This is a genomic window from Streptomyces sp. NPDC001514 (assembly GCF_053597075.1).
The window spans coordinates 84,810-102,454 of the sequence record NZ_JBSFHO010000017.1 but is presented as its reverse complement, the minus strand read 5'-3'; the positions used below and the strand labels follow the sequence as shown (position 1 = coordinate 102,454).

General features: G+C 69.1%; 4 protein-coding genes. 1 reads left to right on the top strand and 3 read right to left on the bottom strand.

Features of this window, described 5'->3' with window-relative positions; all coding sequences use genetic code 11:
* Positions 1 to 220: 220 nt before the first annotated feature.
* The gene (locus tag ACWCXB_RS19605) at positions 221 to 793 is read left to right on the top strand and encodes a sigma-70 family RNA polymerase sigma factor (protein ID WP_450724469.1); all 573 of its coding nucleotides are present in this window, start codon (positions 221 to 223) and stop codon (positions 791 to 793) included.
* 194 nt (positions 794 to 987) lie between these two features.
* Here ACWCXB_RS19605 and ACWCXB_RS19600 read toward each other — a convergent pair whose 3' ends face one another.
* From ACWCXB_RS19600 to ACWCXB_RS19590, 3 genes are all read right to left on the bottom strand, one after another.
* Entirely contained in the window at positions 988 to 3,819 is a 2,832-nt protein-coding gene (locus tag ACWCXB_RS19600) for an AAA family ATPase (RefSeq protein ID WP_450724467.1), read from the bottom strand.
* 177 nt (positions 3,820 to 3,996) lie between these two features.
* Positions 3,997 to 4,200, bottom strand: coding sequence for an MbtH family NRPS accessory protein (locus ACWCXB_RS19595; protein ID WP_450724465.1), 204 nt, complete (start codon positions 4,198 to 4,200; stop codon positions 3,997 to 3,999).
* 69 nt (positions 4,201 to 4,269) lie between these two features.
* On the bottom strand, positions 4,270 to 17,538 hold the full coding sequence (locus tag ACWCXB_RS19590; protein ID WP_450724463.1) for a scabin-related ADP-ribosyltransferase: 13,269 nt from the start codon (positions 17,536 to 17,538) through the stop codon (positions 4,270 to 4,272).
* Positions 17,539 to 17,645: the final 107 nt, after the last annotated feature.

The following is a 17,645-nucleotide window of genomic DNA, read 5'->3' as shown; positions in this document are numbered from 1 at the left end:
GATCGTCCTGCCGCACGTCCTGCGACCTTTCAGCCGCTTGTCGGGGAACCTGTCAGCCGTTCGTCGCGCCGCTCGACCGCTCGACGCACCACTGTGCTCCCCGTTCGGCCGCTGAACGCCGATTCCGCACGTATACGCCAGGTGGCGGATAACTCCGCCGCGGCACTCGGCCACTCTCGGAGCGTCGGCGCGGCCCATCACACTTCCCGAAGGAGCGACCATGGTGACCAGCACGCTCGCGCAGCAGACCGGTAGCAACGCCACCACGACCGCACCCCGCACCGACGAGCAGGCCCTCGCCCAACTCCAGCGCGAGCACGGACGGGCGCTCTTCGGCTTCCTGCTCGGACTCACCTACGGCGACCGGCAGCGCGCCGAGGACCTCGTGCAGGAGACGCTGGTGCGGGCCTGGCAGCACCCGGAGGCGCTGGAGACCGATCACGAGTCGATGCGCCCGTGGCTGTTCACGGTCGGCCGGCGCCTCGCGATCGATGCGCGCCGTGCCCGGCTCGCCCGCCCCGCGGAGATCGCCGCCGAGAGCGTGGAGCAGGCGCCGCCGACGACCGAGGACCACACCGAACGCTCGGCCACCGCCCTCGATGTGCGCGAAGCCCTCAGAACGCTGAGCATCGAGCACCGTGAGGTACTGGTCCAGATCTACTTCCGCGGCCGGTCCGTGGCGGAGGCCTCCGCAGTGCTCGGCATCCCCGCGGGCACCGTCAAGTCCCGTACGTACTACGCCCTGCGCGCGCTGAAGAAGGTGCTGCCCGGCTACGCCGGCCTCCCGGTATGACGCCACCCGAGGCCTGTTCCGGAAGACACCCCCTAGGTCCTGTCCGGTCGATCAGGCCGGATCAGTGAGCGGGGTCTGGTGCTGTACATCGCAAGGCGGAGGAGGAAATCGACGCGGAGCGTCGGTGACCGACGACAACGCAGCGAGGTGCGGCACCAGGGCACGCGAGCCCGGCAAGATCGGCCGGACAGGGCCTAGCCCTCCTCGCCCTGGAGCGCCGCCTCCCGCGCCACCTCCGCGCGCGACCGCACCTGCAACTTGCCCAGGATGTGCGACACATGGGTCTGCACCGTGCGGCGCGAGAGGAATAGCTCACTGGCGATCTCGGGGTTCGAGCGGCCCTGCGTGACCAGCAGCGCGACCTTGAGCTCGGTCGGGGTGAGCGACTCCCAGCCGCCGGCCGCCTCGCGGCGGGCCGTACGGCCGGCGGTGCGGCTCCCTCTCCGTACGCCGAGCGTACGCAGCCGGGAGTCGGCCCGCGCGATGTCCCACCGCGCGCCCAGTTCCTCGTACGTCCGCACCGCACGGTCCAACGCGGACCGTGCCGAGGACAGTTCGCCGTGCCATGCCTGCGCCACGGCGAGGTCCTCCAGCGTCTGCCCGAGCAGCAGCGGCCACGAGCCGCCCTCGTACTGCGCGACCGCATCGGCCAGCACCGCCGGATCCTGGGCGAACAGCCCGCGGCACCGCAGGGCCGCTCTGGCGGGTCCTGGGTGCTCGGGCAAGGCCGCCGTCTCCTCCCCGCAGGCCGCTACCGCGGCCTCGGCCGTGGCGGTGTCCCCGACCTCGAGCGCGAGGCGGACCACATCGGGCAGCAGCCAGTGCCTGTCGTGCAGCATCTCGACCGCGTAGGGCTCCGACAGTGCGGGCAGCAGTGCGTGCAGGGCGTCCAGGAGCCGGCCGTCACGCTCGGCCAGCAGGGCGCGGGCGAGCAGCACATGGACGGCGTAGCGCCGTGCGGGGGCCTGCGCGAAGGCGTCGGGCGGCAGGGCGTCCAGGTGGGCCGTGGCCTCGGTCCGCCGGTCGCGGTGGCCGAGTACCAGCGCCCGCATGCCGTGCACCAGCACCGGCAGCCAGGAGTCCGAGACCTCCAGGCCCGCCGCCCGCTCCAGGTCGTCGAGCGCCGTGTCCCAGCGGCCGCCGCGGTAGTGGAACTGGGCCGAGCGCGTCTCGATACCGACGAGCCGGCCTGCCGAGCCGCTGCGTACGGCCAGGTCCCTTGCCTCTTCCAGGGCCCGCAGGACGGCCTCCGGCTCGTCGAGCCGGTCGAGGCTCTCCGCCTGGTTGGTGAGCAGAAGCAGCGACATGTCGGTGGCCGCCGGTGTCTGCCGGGCGTGGGCGACGCCCTGCGCGATGTGGTCGAGCGACTCCCGCGCACGCCCCATGCGGTAGAGCGTGTAGGCCATGGCGTGGTGCGCCTCCGACGCGGCCAGCGGGTCCCCGAGGCCCGCCGCCTGCGTCACCACGGGCCGCGCATGCCCGAGAGCCTCGTCGAGGCGGTCCAGGTCCGCGAGGGCCAGCACCCGGCACGCCTCCAGCCTGACCCGCCAGCCGCGCGACGGGAACGTCTCGGCCAGCGCCTGCTCGGTCGCCCGCAGGCAGGCGCCGGTGTCGCCCTGGATCATCAGCGCCGAGATCAGTTTGAACGCCAGCGCGGCACGGTGGTCCGGTTCCTCGGCGCGGTCGCGCAGCTTCGCGAGCAGTCCGACCGATTGGGGGCGGCGCAGCAGCAGCGCCGCCTCGGCGAGCCGCTCCTCCAGGATGTTCCTGTCCCGCTCCTCGGGGCGGCCCTGCTCGATGGCGCGCTCGATGAGCTCGGCGGCGGGTCCCGGTATGGCCGCGATGAGGGCCTCGGCGGACTCGACCAGCCAGCTCAGCGCCCAGGAGTCGAGCGGGCCGGTCGCCGCCGCCAGCTGCTCGCCGGCCCGGGCCGGTGGCATTCCGGCCTCGGCGAGCGCGCGTGCGGTGTCGAGGTGCAGGGCCGAGCGGATCGCGCCGGGGATCGCCTCGTACAGCGCCTGGCGGACCACATCGTGCCGGAAGCGGAGCCGGTCGCCCTCGTCGCTGAGCAGCCCTGCGCTGATCGGTTCGGACAGCGCGCCGAGCAGTTCACGGGCGGGCCGCCCCAGGACGAGCGCGAGTTCCGTGACGGTGAACTCGGCGCCGAGCAGCGAGGCGTGGCGCAAGGCCTCGTGCGCCTGCGGGGACAGGAAGCCGAGGCGGTCGGCCAGCGACCCGAGGAAGCCCGGTGACTCGGCCTTCCGGCGGGCCGCGACGAGCTCGGCCCGGCCGTTCTCGACGGCGATGGCACCTTCGGCATGGAGGGCTTCGACCAGCTCCCGGATGTACCGCGGATTGCCGCCGGCGAGCGCCGTCCGGCCGCACAACCGCGGTCCGGGTACGGCACCGACGAGCTGCTCGAGCAGGAGCGCGGCCTCCTCCGGTCCGAGCGGGTCCAGGCGCAGGCACCGGGCACCCAGCTCGACCAACCCGGCTCGCAGCCGGTCGAGTTCGCGGCGCCCGGGGACCGGGCGCCGGGTGGCGGCCAGCAGGAGCGGCAGCCGCGCGGACGACTTGGCGAGCCGCTGCCACAGCAACAGGCTGGCCTGGTCGGCCCATTGCAGATCGTCGAGGACGAGAACCAGCGGTGATTCGGCACAGAGCTGCTCGACGGCGGTGAGCAGCCGGTCCATCGCGGCCATCAAATCCGCTTCATGGGTGGCGGGTTCGCCGTCGGCACCGCGTAGCAGCTCGATGACGGCCGAGCGCTCCGCTGCGGCGCGGGTGCTGTCGGGATAGAGGCATTCGAGGACGGCGCGCAACGGGAAGCGCTGCCACAACTCGTCGGCGGCGCCGTGCCGTACGCGGCAGCCGAGCCCTTCCCCTTCTTTCACCGCGTCCATGACCATGAAGGACTTGCCGACGCCGGGCTCACCCTCGACGATTACGCAGCCGCCCCGTCCCGCCGAGACGTCCAGGACCAACTGCCGCAGTACAACGAAGTGTTGCTCACGACCGACCCGCACGTCGGCGCCCCCCGTTCCGTCCCGCGGACACTCCTCCGAATCGTCGATGTTACTTTCCGGTCAGGCCACTCCTGTGGCAAAAGTTCATGATTCGCACACAGACAGTGACAGGGCCCGGGAAGGCGTGACGGGCGCCGGAAAGGGGGAGTTCCCGGCGCCCGTCGTCGGCGAGTGCGCTCACACCGCGAACTGGCCCGCCTTGGCGAAGGTCACCGCGCGCAGTTCGGGCCACTGCTTGCCGAGGTCCCGTAGGAACCGCTGCCTGGCCACGGTGGTGAGTGAGACGGACCAGCCCTCGGGCACCGGCGCGGCCGCGGGCCAGAGCGAGTGGTCGCCCTGCTCGTTGGCCAGCACAAGAAATGCACCATCAGTCTGTTCCATGCCTGCATGCATCGGTTTTCTCCCTTCTGATCCCTTCGTCAAGCATCACGGGGGCGATCCGTGCGGGGTTCAGCTCCCGTCCGCGCCGGGCTTCGTCGTCGCCTCCAGGATGTCTGCGAGCGTCGTCCCCTCGGCTTTCCCGTCCGTGGCCCCCTGCGGGCTCTCCCCGCCGGGGAGGTCCGCCGGTGTCGGCCGGCCGAACGGGCCGCCCGAGCCCCTCGCACGCCCCATTCGCCAGGCCAGCTCCGCGGCGGCCAGGCGTGCCGCCTCGTCCGTGGCGCCCGCGTTCCGGGCCGCTTGCAGTTCGTACGCCACCCTGCGCACGGCGTCCTCGTGCCGGATCCCGGCCTGCTCCTCCAGGGGGGTCTGCGGGGCGGTGGTGGCCTCGGGGAACGGGTTGTAGAGGTCACTGAGCGCCCGGGCCTCGGCGAGGAGGGCGTCGTACTGCTTCTGGGGCAGCGTCCCGAGGACACGGTCCAGCTCATCGCGCGACTTGACGTCGGTCGAGCCCATGAGCTCCATGGTGGCCACGCGCCGACGTGCCTCCAGGGTGTCGCCCCGGGTGGGCGGGTCGGGGTGGCGGCCGGCCGCATCCACCACGATCTTGATCTCGTCGACGCCCGGCACCCGGTCGGGGCGTCCGGTCAGCTCCGCCTCCTTCTTGAAGAGCTCACCGATCCGGTGCTTCAGCGCGCTGCTGATCGCGTCACCGCGCTCCTGGCTCGTCTTCTTCGCGCCGACCGGGGAGTTGCCGTACGTGGTGATCTTGATCTCGGACAACGGCTGGGCCTGCCTGCGGTCCCACAGGATCTGGCGCACAGCCTGCTCGGCGAAGCGCTGCAACTGGACGTCGCCGCGCTGACCGATGTCGTTGACGGACTTGGACTTCTCCGGGAACTCCACCGTCCGGATCCGGTTGCCGCGGCCTCCGACCACCACGGTGGTCAGCGGGTTGGCCAGGATGGAGCGCTCGGGATTGTCGCCGGTGCGCACCTCGTGGAAGCTCTCCCCCTTGGCCACGCCCTGCATCTTGAAGTGCCACAGCTCGTGGGGGCGGTTGACGTCACTTCCGGACACGGCCGTCAGTGCCTTGCCCAGTTCCTGCTTGACCTTCCCGATCTGGTCCCGCACCTCCCTGTGGAAGGTGTCGTCCACCGGGTTCCGGCCGGGCGGACTCGACGAGAAGGACGCGTCGACCGCCTCCAGGGTGCTCAGCTGCTTGATCTTGTCGAGGACCAGCTGGTGCCCCGCCACGTCCTGGCCGTTCGCCTTGGCCCGGTCGAGTTCGGCCTGCGCCGCGTCGGTCCTGTCCTTGTACTCGGCGTAGATCTGCTCGACGGCTGCGGAGGTCTGCCCGCGGGCCGCACCGTCCCTGCGGAAGTTCTCCAGGGTGATGGTGTGCTGTCCGTCGCGGCTCGCCGCGACGACCGCGGCGAAGTGATAGCCGCCGCGCCGGCCGTCGGTGTAGCCCTCGAAGGAGCGGGTGTAGTCCGTCCCGTAGTCGCGCTCCTGGTGGTGGCCGCCGGTGCCGATCGCCTGGATGAGATAGGCCTCGCCGACATCCGGGTGCGCGAACTCGTTGGTGCCGACCCGCGCCGTCGCCTCGTTCATCCGGAACTGCGGGGTGGTGGCGGGGGCGCTGACGCCCTGCGAACGGCCGAAGCGCTTGCCCTCGCCTACCGAGGCACCGAAGTCGTTCTTCCGGCCCAGCTCCTGCAGCTTCTCGGCGGCGAGTGCGGGGGTGATCTCGTTCAGCGGGGCGGCCGCGTTCTCGGCCACGTCACTGAGGAATGTGGCCAGCTCGTGCGTACCCCTGACCTCCATACCGCCGGACGCGTTGACGGGGACGGTGACCGCCTCATCGGGGGCCGGAAGGCCGAGCGAGAAGGCCAGCTCGTTGCGGAACACCATGTCGGAGGGCTCGCCGCCGAGCACGAAGTCCGCGAAGTCGCGGCAGATGGCGGTCCTCGGCGGGCTCAGGAACTCGGGCACGTACATGGTGAGTTCGCGCTCGCGGCCGTTGCCCCGGAAGGTCACCCTGTTCGCCGGCACCTCCTTCAGGCGGACATTGCTGCCCATCCGCTCGAGGACGTTGTTCGCGTGCTTGGCCACCTTGGCGCTGGTGTAGATCTCCTTGTTCTCGCCGGGCAGCGAGTTGAAGGCGATCGTGTTGTCGCCGGAGACGCGCAGCGGCGGCTTGCTGTCGTGCACGGTCTTGCGGGTCAGGCCCAGATCCAGGAACGAGCCGCCCGTCTTCGGGCGGATCGTGCCGTCACGCCGGGTGAAGGGCGGGATCGCTCCCGGCCCCTCGTCCTTCGTCAGCGTGTACTGCGTCACCGTCTTGCTCGCTGTGAAGGCACTACGGGCGGAGTCCGCCGTACCGGGGGCGAACTGGCCTGCCGTGTCCATCTCCGGCAAGCCGAGTGCACTGGTGTGCCGGCGCCACTTGGCGCGCGGCGGCACCGAGTCGAGGCTGAGGTCGGAGGCGTTGGGCCCGGTGGAGGCGTCGCTCTGGGACGACTCGTCCGAGGACGACAGACTCATGGTCTCGCTGACGGCCTCGCTCGTCGGCCCGCTGGGTGCTTCGCTGTTCGGCCCGCTGCCGATGCGGCCGGGCTCGGCCGTCAGTGCGCCATGGGCGTAGACGGCCTGGGCGACGAGCTCTTCGAGGGATTCGCCTGCGGGAGTCGGGACGTTGTTCTCCTCCTGGGTGTTCTGCTGCGCCGGAGCGTTGCTGACGTCGAAGGGGCTGTTGTCGTCGACGTCAGCGTCGATGTCCTTGTGGCTGCTGTCGCTGTCACCCTTGTCACTGGGGCCGCCGTTGTTGCTGGACTCGGTGTCGGTGAGGTGGACACCGCTGTCCGGGGTGACCCACTCCAGCGGCAGGAAGGTCTCCAGCAGCTGCGGCGAGAACAGTTCCTTGATCTCCTCGGGCTTCAGGTTCGGCACCATCTTGTTGTCCGGGCCGAAAGGCATCTGCAGCCCCGCGTTGTCCATCGCGAACTTCGACAGCATCGGGAACTCCATGCCCACCGGCAGCTGACGGTCCTGAAGCACACCGGGGCCCGTGATGTCGTTCGCGTTCACCTTCAGCGACTGCTTGAACTCCGCGTCGATCTCCTCCGGCGACGAGCCGGGACGCAGCTTGGCCAGGTAGTCCTTGTAGCCGAAGAACTTGTCCGGCACGACCTCGTTGAACAGCTGCGCGAAATGCGAACCGGGCGGCATCACCAGGAAGTTTCCGTTCAGCAGACCCGCCTCGTAACGGGCCTCGGCGGCCTGCCTGATGTCCTCCTTCGACGCGGGCGTGTCCTCGGGCCGCCCCAGCACCCGGTTGACACTCTTCGCATCCCGGATACGGGGCGCCATCAGCGGCACGTCGTCCGGACGCATCTTCATCGGCGGCAGGTCGTTCAGGTTCACCCCGCCCGGGGCGATGTCCACATCCGCGTACAAACCGCCGCGACGGCCCACGGCAGAGAAACGGATCAGATCGGAGACGATGTTGAACGCCTTCGCCTCCATCGCCATGTCGTACACCTGCGCCATCCGCTCACCCGCCACGTCACGGATGAGCTCGCGCGGGTCGGTGTGGACGACGACGCCCGCGGTCTCCAGTTTCGCGCGGGTCTCCGCACTCCACGTCGCATAGTTCGCATCCGAGTACAGGTTGACCGTCCAGTCACCCTGCGACGCCTGATCCGCCCAGGTCAGCAGGTTGTCAATGATGTCCGCCTTGGGCTCCTTGCCCGACCAGGAGAAGCTCAGCTCCTTCGGTACGTCCACCACGCCGACAGGGCCCCCGTGGGCGTTCACCTCGGTCAGGGTCGCGTCATGCACCCGGCCCAGCCACTCGGCCATCCACGCGTGCCCCCGCGAGTTCAGGCGCGAGATGAGCATCCGTACACGCAGGTCCTGGCCGTTGCGCGTCCAGTCCTTGACCTGGTCTCGCAGCGCGTCCGGCCGGCCGAAGTCCAGATTCGTACCGTCCGGGCCGGTGACGCCCAACGGACGGGGGCCCTGGCCGGACAGGCCTCCCTCCGAGTAGTTCGCGGCGAGGTCGGCCGGGGTCACACTGCTGCCGGGCTTCTTCAGCCGCGACACCACGTCGACCAGATTCTTGAGATGGTCCTGCGTGACGGGTCTGTCGGCGCCCGTCGGACCCCGCAGGTCGCTGATCTTCGCCTTGAGGTCCTCGACCGTCACCTTGCCCTGGGAGACCGGGGCGTCCTTGAAGAAGGGGTCGCCGCGCAGGGCGTCGACCAGGCGACGTACCTCGACCACCTGGCTCATCGACACCTGTGCGGTGTCGATGTGGATGTCACGGGCCAGCGACACGGTGTCGAACAGGGCCTGGCGGTCCTTCGGGCCCACGGGGGCGAACTTGCCGAGCCCCTTCTGGTTCTTGACCCCGGCCTCCTTGACCAGGTCGTTGACGGACTTGGTGGTGGCTGTGCCGGTGTCGGTCAGGTCGGCGATGTTGTGCAGCGTCACCGCGTCCTTCGCCGAGAACACGGAACTGCCGGTGCCTTCGAAGAGCACGGACGCCTGTGCCTTCGCCAGCGCCACGTCCTCCGGCGTGAGCGCGAGGTCGGGGCGCGGGCGGCGCGGCGGCAGCGCCGGTGCGATGTCGTCGGTCGTGTCCGGTGACGTTGCTTCCGTCGGGGCGGGCGCGTTGCTCGTGTCGAAGGGCGAATCCTCGTCGTTCTCGGGGTTGTCCGTTGCGTCGGTCTGGTCGGTCTGGACGGCCGGTGACTGCGGCGCCGGATTGCCCATCGCCACGCTGAGCGAATCGCGCGCGGAGGTGCCCGAGGCGGTCGGCCGGACGATCACCGGATCGGTGGAGAGCGACGGCGGTGCGGCGGGACTGCGGTTGGGTCCGATCGTGCTGGCGAACAGCGAGTCACGGGCCGTGCGGCCCGACGGCGGGGTCGTGGTGACGTTCCCCGTCGCCGCTGTGGTGATGACGGAGGGCGGCGCGGTGAGGGGTCCGCCGAGGATCGACGGAGGGGCGAAGATCTTGGCCGGGCCGGATTCCTTCGTACCCGCGCCGGGGGTCTTGCCGCTGTCCTTGCCGGTTTCCTGGCTCGTGGCGGCTGGCTTGCTCTCGACCTTGCCCGTGTCGTTCTTGGACGACGACGGGGCCGTGCCGGGCTGGGGCTGGGGCTGGGGCTGGGGCTGGGGCTGGGGCTGGGGCTGGGGCTGGGGCGACAGTACGGTGTTCGCCTCCTTGAGGCCCTTCTGCAAGGCCTCCAGCTGCTTCTTCATCGCGTCGAGGTCGGCCTTGCGCTCGTTGAGCAGGCGCTCGGCCAGGTCCTTGCGCGGCCCCAGGGCGTTCTCGGCGAACTGTTCGCTCGTCTTGACCGCGCCCTCGGCCCCCTTGATCGCCTGCTTGAAGAAGCCCTCCGCCTTCTTGCCGGACGCGGCCGCCTTGGACTGGAACTCGGCCGCCTTGTCCCCCGCGGCCTGGTTGCCCGCGTGGAAGTCCTTCAGCGCCTGGCCGGCCTCGGCGAGGAACTTGTCACGGACGGCCAGGGCGTTCTCCGCCTGGCGGCGCCGGTCCGCGGCGTCGTCCGCCTGGTGGGCGGCGGAGAGAGCCGTCGGGTCGAGGGTGCCGTCGGAGTGATAGCGGCCGTCGCCGTCCGGGTTGTGCACGACGATCGGCTTGGGGAAGCCGGTCGGTGTCTCGCCGGTGGTCAGATCGATCGGCAGGCCCGAGCCGAACTTGGCCTCCGGCCGGTACATGCTGGACACCAACTCGGCCAGCTTCTGTGGCTCGCTGAGGCCGAGCGCGTACTCCTGGAAGTCCCCGCCGATGCGCGCCACCTCACGCGCCACGGACAGCGCGATTCCCTTGCGTACGTCGGTCCCGTGGAACACCTCCTGGTCGAAGGTGATCGTGTGCTGTGCGCCGTCGGGGTAGGAGTTGGTCCAGCTGAAGCGCGTGCCCGCGCCCTTCGTGTTCTCCGGGTACGCCGACGTACGCACCGGCTCCGTGACGCCCGGCATCTTCAGGTTCTGCATGGCCGGGCGGTCGAGCGGGTGCAGCTGGTCGTGCAGGGACGCCCAGCCGTCCATCCGGCTGAGGACTTCCATGTCGAAGACGAGCGTGGTGGGCCCGTAGCGCGTCTGCATCGGGTTGTCGTTGGCCTCGACGCGGAAGAAGACGAAGTCGTCGTTGCCCAGGCTGGTGGTGTTCGCGTCGCTGCTTTTGCCGGACGCCAGGAACTTCGAGCCCCGGCGGGCCAGATCGCCCTGTGAGCTCATGACGCCGCTGTTGGCGATGGCGTGGAACGCGGGCGTGGCGTGCTTGAGCCGGAACGGCAGCTGCTCGACCTTGGAGATGAGGTCGAGGAAGTCCTGTGTCTTGTCGGCGAGGCTGTCCTGCTGGAGTAGCCCGTCCACCTCCTGCTGGAGAGTGTCCAGGTTCTTGGCCGACAGGTCCTTGACGAAGTCGATCTTCTGCTCCGGTGTCAGCGACTCCAGGTCCGGGTTGACGTTGAGCCACTGGGTGCCGGTGGGGATCTGCGCGTACGCCGTGTGGGTGCGGAAGTCGCGGACCGGTTCGATCAGCCTGCTGAGGTCGTCCGAGCTCACGGCCTTTTTGTGGCCGGGAGTGAACTTCTTGTCCCCGCCCCAGTCCATCATCTCGAGCAGGTTGTTGGCCGCGCCGACGAGCGGCATGTTCTGGTTGCGCAGGTTGTAGGTGCCGCCGAGCTCGCTCGCGTCGGTGATGTATCCCTTCAGGGCGTCGCCCAGGTCCTGGGAGCGGCGGCGTACCCTGTCGGACAGCTTCCGTGCGTGGTCCGTTTTGGTGGTGCCGGGCTTTTCCAGCTCGGTCACCAGGTCCTCGACGTCGCTCTTGAGCGAGCTCGACATCTTCGCGATGTCCTGGCCCTTCCAGATGATCTGGTCGGACGGCTTGCGCTGGTGGCCGGACGTCGACGAGGAGGGAATCGGAACCCCGCTGTCGCTCGTGGCCGCGTCCTTGGTGTCCTTGGTGTCCTTGGTTTCCTGAGCGGCGTTGAGCTCGTCGCGGGCCAGCTTGTCCAGCTCTTTCGCGCGGTCTTTGAGCATGCTGGCGAGGTCGCTCTGCTTGGCGTTGGCCAGATGGTCAGCGAGCTGGTGCAGCTCGGTCTGGGTCAGCTCGTCCACGACGGCGACCACCGGCCTCTGGCCCCGAACCTGGGGCGAGAGGTCCTTCCAGGTGGACCAGGACTCTGCACCGTCGGTCCTGTCCTTGGGCTTCAGGAGCTTCCACTGGCCCTGCTTCGTCCTGAAGACCCGGGGTCCCCCCTCCGGGGTGTTGCTCTTGCCTGGGCTGCTCGTGGACGAGGAGTCGCTCGGGTTCTTGGACGTCTGCGATTCCGTCTGGGGCTGCTTCTTCTGCTTCTTCTTCGTGTTCGTCGGGCTGCCGACGGGGACGGTGGGCGGGCTGGGCGGTGTGACGGTCTGGACCGGAAGGGCGGGATTCGCCGCCGGAGTGTTCGACGTCTGCGTGGGGTCCAGGTTGAGGTTGGAGTTGTCCTGGCCCTGTGGGGGGTTGTTCCGGGACGGAGTGCTCGTCTGCTGAGAGGGAACGTTCTGCGTCGGAGTGGCCTGTGAGTCCGACCCTCCCTTCTCCGCAGGCGCGTTGCTCGACGCGAAGGGGGACTCCTCGTCGTCCGTGTCCGTTTCCGCATCGGTCGCGGCCTCGGAGTCGGAGTCCAGATTGAACCGTCCCATGTTCTGGGTGATTCCCTGGACGTCGACACCCGTCGTGGGCGGCACGTCGTCCGACTCGGCGTCCGACTGCTCCTGCACCTCTCTCACGGTGTCTGTGTCGACACTGGTGTCACTCTCGGTGTCGGTGTCCGGCGAGATTTCGGTGCCGGGCGGCTGCTCACTCATCGGCTGCTGCACCGGCGACGGGGCCGGCCGGTGCGAGAGGCGCTCCGCAACGTCCTGCGCCACCAGCGGTCCCACCTGGGGGCCGTGCGCGAGATTGGCGAACATGACCCGGTCCAGGTCGGAGGCGCTCATGTTGGGCCCGAGGAACTGCTCCGCGATGTCCTGCGACCGGCTCTGGATCTGGGCGTAGACGTTCGGGTTCTGCTGGTAGAGGTCCGAGAGCGCCTGATCCACCTGGGAGTCGGGCAGGACGTCGGAGAACATCACGTCCGGGCGGTGCTTCGGTGCGAAGTTCGGGTTCGGGAAGAACTCGACCTCCGTCTCGTACTTCCCCGTCTCCTGGTTGAGCGTGACGCCCTTCACCCACTCGACGCCGATGATGAACTCCGGCCGTACGCCGCCGGGGAAGGCGACTTCCTTCTCGGTCTCGGCCAGCGGGGAGTCGGGGTCGGTCGCAAAGACGTCGATACCGCCGGGCGCGTCGATCAGGATGCGGTAGTCCGTGCCCCAGCCGGGCGACTGCATGTTGGGGTCACGGGTGGTGGAGACGAACGCGGAAGGATTGTTCTCGAACTTGTACTCCTGGAGGCTCGGGAGGTGCCCCGGGTCCTTGGGCACCAGCCCCTCGGTCCACAGCGAGTCGAAGCTCCAGTACGGGCCTCGGTCCGTCTCCCAGCGGAAGAGGATGTCCGTGTCCTGACGGAACGCGACCGGGCCGCCGTTCGGCGTGGCAACCAGCGGTCCCGTCACGGGGGTCACCGGGACCAGGCCGGAGTTCGACGCGGGGGCCGGGCCGACGGCCGGGTTCCCGGTCGTCGGCATGAAGCCGGTGCTCAGGTCGAAGGCCGCCTCCGGGTCCATGAAGACGTTACGGGCGTCGAGGGCCTCCTGAACGGAGGGGTCGAGCAGCGGGGTGCCGTCCGCATCCATTGCCGGGGCATTACTCGCATCGAAGGGGGAGCCGTCGTCGTCCGCCGCCGGTTCGGTCGACGTGGAAGCATCGTCCAGCTTCTGCTTCTTCGTCGGCCGGTCGTCGCTGCCCGGGGAGTCGAGGTTGCCGCTCTGGTCCGGGGTGCCGGAGGACGAGGGCGCGCCGGTGGGCAGGTTGCCGAGCCTGTCGGCGAGCTCGGTGCCGAAGTCCGCCGGTCGCTTGGTCGCGGCGGCCGGGGGTGTCTGCGTGTCCTCAGGCGTGTTCGTGGACGGTGAGACCTTGGACGACGAGGGTTTGGACGGAGACAGGTTGGACGGAGACGGGTTGGACGGAGAGGACTCGGTCGCGTTCGGCGACGGAGTCAGGCTGACCGCGATCTTTCCCTCCTCCGCGTACTTGCCGAACTTCTCCTCGAGCTCGTAGAGCAGCGCCTCATTGCGGTTGATGGCGGACTGCTTGTCCTTCCACGCCGGGTCGTTCGGCACCTGCGGAACCGCTTCGAACTGCTCCTGGGTGGAGACCTCGTACGTGCCGGCGGGTGTGAATCGGTTGTCCTCGAACTTGAAGACGTTGATGTCGAGGTTGCTGACCTGGCCGTCCGAGATGAGGCCCTTCAGGCGCTCCCACTCGATCTTCGTGAGCACGCTGTCCGGGTGCATGCCGTCGAGGACGTCCGCCTGGACCGTGCCGGTGAGTCCGCCGACGTACGTCTCCGAGAGATCGCCCCACAGTGCATCGATGGCGGGGGACGAGCCCCACGGCAGCCCGAAGTTGAGGCCGTTGAAGATCTTGCCCCCGACGGAGGACTCCAGGAACACGCCGCCGGAGTCGAGCGTGGCGATCTGGGAGCGCCGGATGTTCAGCTTGGACCAGAGTCGACCGTTCTCGACCGCATGCTTGGCCTTGTCGCTCTTGAGCGCCTCGAAGTCCGGGCGGCCCTGGTTCTCGGTGACGAAGTTGTACGGGACCTTCAGCCCGTCGTTCTTCACCAGCTCCTTGATGATGCCGTCGAGAGCCGCCTTGTCGAGGCCGGTGTCTGCGTCAGGCCTGGTCCCTCCCTGGAGGGACGTGCCGTTGTCGGCGAGGTTGGTCAGGAAGTCGTTGAGGTGCTGCTGGAACTCGGGCGAGTTCCTGAGCGAGTCGATCTTGTTCACCCGGTCCAGGAGCTCCGCCTTGTCCGTCTCGAACCTGGCCGGGTCGAAGGACGGCGCGGGTGGACTGCCCGGGCTCTGCGAGGACTCGCTGAAGGGGCTGTCCGGGATCAGATCGACGTCGCTGTCACGCCGCCCGGGGGCCGTGGGGGCCGTGGGGGCGGTGGGGGCGGACGTGTCGTACTTGAGGTCGTAGACGACCGGGCCCGAGTCGATGGTGTTCTCGATCTGCGTCAGGTAGTCGAGCGGGATGGTGCCCTCGGGCAGGACATCCACATTCGCCATCACGCCCGTGTCGAAGGTCTTGGCCGGGTCCTTGCGGAACAGCGATTCGTGGTCCTTGTAATAGTCGCTCAGGCCCGTGTAGTGCAGCACTTCGTGGATGAGCGTCGCGTCGTCACGGATCTTCTGGGCGGGTGTGGCGTCCGGGCCGTGCAGGTGGAAGTTGAGCTGGTTGGACCGGCCGGGCTTGGGCGAGTTGGTGACGGTGACCGTCTCGCCGGTCTTCTTGGCGGCAGGCGTCAGCTTGACGTCGACGTGGAGCTGGTCGCCCGACGAGGGCAGCTTGAAGCCTGTGTTGACGTGGGTGTCGAAGAGGTTCTGGATGTGCTCCTGCAGGGCGGGCACGTTGTTCGCGTCGAAGCCGTTGCCCGCCGTGACCGGCAGGTTCACCGTGAGGTGGCGCACCCAGACGCCCGGCTCCACCTCGATGCGGCGGATGTCCGTCCGGATCCGTGTGGCCCAGCCGTCGAGGTAGCCCGCCTTCTTGGACGACGGGTCCGCCTTCGGGTCGAAGCGCTCGGTCTTGAACTTCGCCGGCTTGGCATCGTCCTTGCGCGCCTTGATCTTGTCGATGCTGACGGCGTCGGGCGACGGGGTGACCATGACCGGGGTCTTGGGCTGAGCCTTGGGCTGGGCCTTGGGGTCTGCTTTGGGGGTCGGCTTGGCGGGTGCCGCCGTCTGCTTCTTGGGCCTCTTGGGTGCGGGGGTGCTTGTGACCGGCACCGCGACCGGGATCACGCCACCGGACTGGTCCTGCTTGAACGGCGGCGTGGTCGTCTTCTGCGGCGGCAGCGGCGGCGGGACGGGTACGCCGCTGGGCCGCGGCGGGGCAGGCGTGTTGGCTGGTCCGGAGATCCCGGATGCCGGGCCTGCCGGTGCGGCGCCGCCCATCGGGACACCACCTCCGACGGGGACGGCGCCGCCCTGTGGCTGCGGGGTCGTCTGGGCCGGGCCGGGAGGCGTCGCGGGTGAGGCGGGGGTGTTCGTCGCGCTTGCGGCGTCGAGGTTCTGCGGCGGCGTGACGTTGGAAAGGGAGGTCCCCTCTTTGCCGGAGCCCAGGTTCTCCTTGCTCTTGTCGCCGGGCAGGGACGTATCGCTGTTGGACGGGGTGGGGCTCGGGCCGCTGGGCGAGAGGTCGGGGGACGAGCCGCCGTTGGGCACGGACGGGGAGTTGCTGTCCGGGGTGCTGGTCGTGGGCGGAGTGGTGGTCGTGTCCGGGACCCTCGGGGTGCTCTGGTCGATCGAGACGTCGCTGTTCGGGACGGTGATCTGGACCAGGTTCCGGGTCTCGCCCTGCGGCTGGTTCGGGACCGTGTCGGTCCCTGTGTTGATGTCGGTGTTGATACTGGCGTCGACGTCGGTGTTGATGCCGGTCTCGGCGCTGGTGTCCGTGATCAGCGAGGTGTCGCTGTTCGGGATGGTCTCGACACTCGGCGTCGTCTTCACGTCCGGCGCCGTGTCCACCGTCGGTGCCGTCTCCGCGTGGGGAGCAGTCACCGTGTTGGGAGTGGTGTCCGGGCTGAAAATGCTGTCGAGGCTCGGGCTCTGCGGCCTCTGGGACGGTACGCCCGTGTCGACGGGCACGTTGATGTCGACGTTCGGCGTGCCGGAGCTGCCCTGCTCGTTGAACGGTCTGGTGTCCGTGGGCGGCAGGGTGGTGGGCCGCGACTCCTGGGTGGGGGTCGTGGGCGTGGAGTCCGGAGCGGAATCGACGACGAGATTGCTCGGCCCGTTCGAGTTGACCGGCGTCTCGTTTCCGGAGTTCGTCGGATCGAACGAGAGCGGTTCGGAGGAGTTCTCGGAGTTCGTCGAGTCGTCGTTCCGCGGCGGGGCCGAGGTCGTGGAGTCGTACGACGGAGGGTTCATGATTTCCTCGCCGTACGAGGGCGGCGGCGCGGCGTCCGAGTTGGAGTCGTCGGCCGACGGCGTGTACGGCGGCGGCGCGGTCTCGGTCGACGAGGAGTCGGGCGTGGATGTGGGCGCCTTTGTGTCCGGGATGCCGGACGGCGCCTCGGCGGGCGGCTCGATGAACGTACCGGTGTTGGGGTCGATCAGTCCGGTCTTGCCGCTGAGGCTGAAGCCGGGGCTCGGGACGGCGTTGCCCATGCCGTCGCCCTTGGCCAGATAGAAGTTGGCGTCGAAGTTCGGAACGTCGAAGTTCATCGCCGGCAGCGGGACGTTGAACTTGTTGCCGGTGATGAGGGTGCTGTTCTTCGCCTTGCCGTGCAGACCTTCCGCGAGGCTCTCGGAAAGGCCGCCCGCGAACGGCTTCCAGCCCGGGTCGTCCTCCTTCGCGTCCTTGTCGAAGTACGGCATGATCTTGGCGAGAGCGTGCTCGGTCAGTCCCTCCGAGAGGGTGTTGGTGAGCACGCCGCCGGCGAAGCTGGCGCCGAACTTCGGGCCGAACAGCTTGCCCAGGCCCTTGCCGATACCGAAGCCGATGGCCCCGGCGCCCGCGCCGATCAGGGCGGTCTTTCCGATCTCCTCCAGGTTGAAGCCGTCGCGATGGCCGCGGGCGACCTGGATGGCCTGGGCCAGGAAGTTCATGCCGCCCATGAGCAGGGCACCGCTCAGGATCGACTTGATGAGCTGGATGACGAGCTGCTTGACCACCATCATCGTGCCCTTGATGAGCGGGGCCGCGGCCGCCGTGGCGGCGCCGAAGGTGATCACCATGGAGATCGCCGCGGCGATGAGTTCGGCAAGGACGAGGGCGGCCATGCCGATGATGGTGATCTTCGCCGTCTCGACGTTGTTCGAGGCGTTGATCAGGTTCTTGGCCAGTACGTCACAGGACTGGATCATGCCGGGGAAGGCGCCGGGGTTCTTCTCCGAACCGTCGCCGCCGGCGAACTTCTGCGTCATCTCCTCGAAGGCCCGGGCGCCCTCGCCCTTGGTGATGTCGCAGATGTACTTGACCTGGTCCATGAACTCGGGGGCCATGGCCTCGAGTTGCTTCTTCGCCTCTTCCATCGCCCGGCCCCGGCGCAGCAGGTCCATCTCGCTCACATACGGCCAGTCCTCGCCGGCGATGAACGCCAGAACCTCGGCGAGTTCCTTGGGCGGGTCGATGTCACCCTGCATGACGGGGCCTCCGTGCGATCGGGCGGAAAAGAGCGAAGTCGGTGGATGGGGCGCGGCCGCAGGGACATGGACCGGCCGCGGTGCGGTAGGGCGGGTGGTGGGGCAGG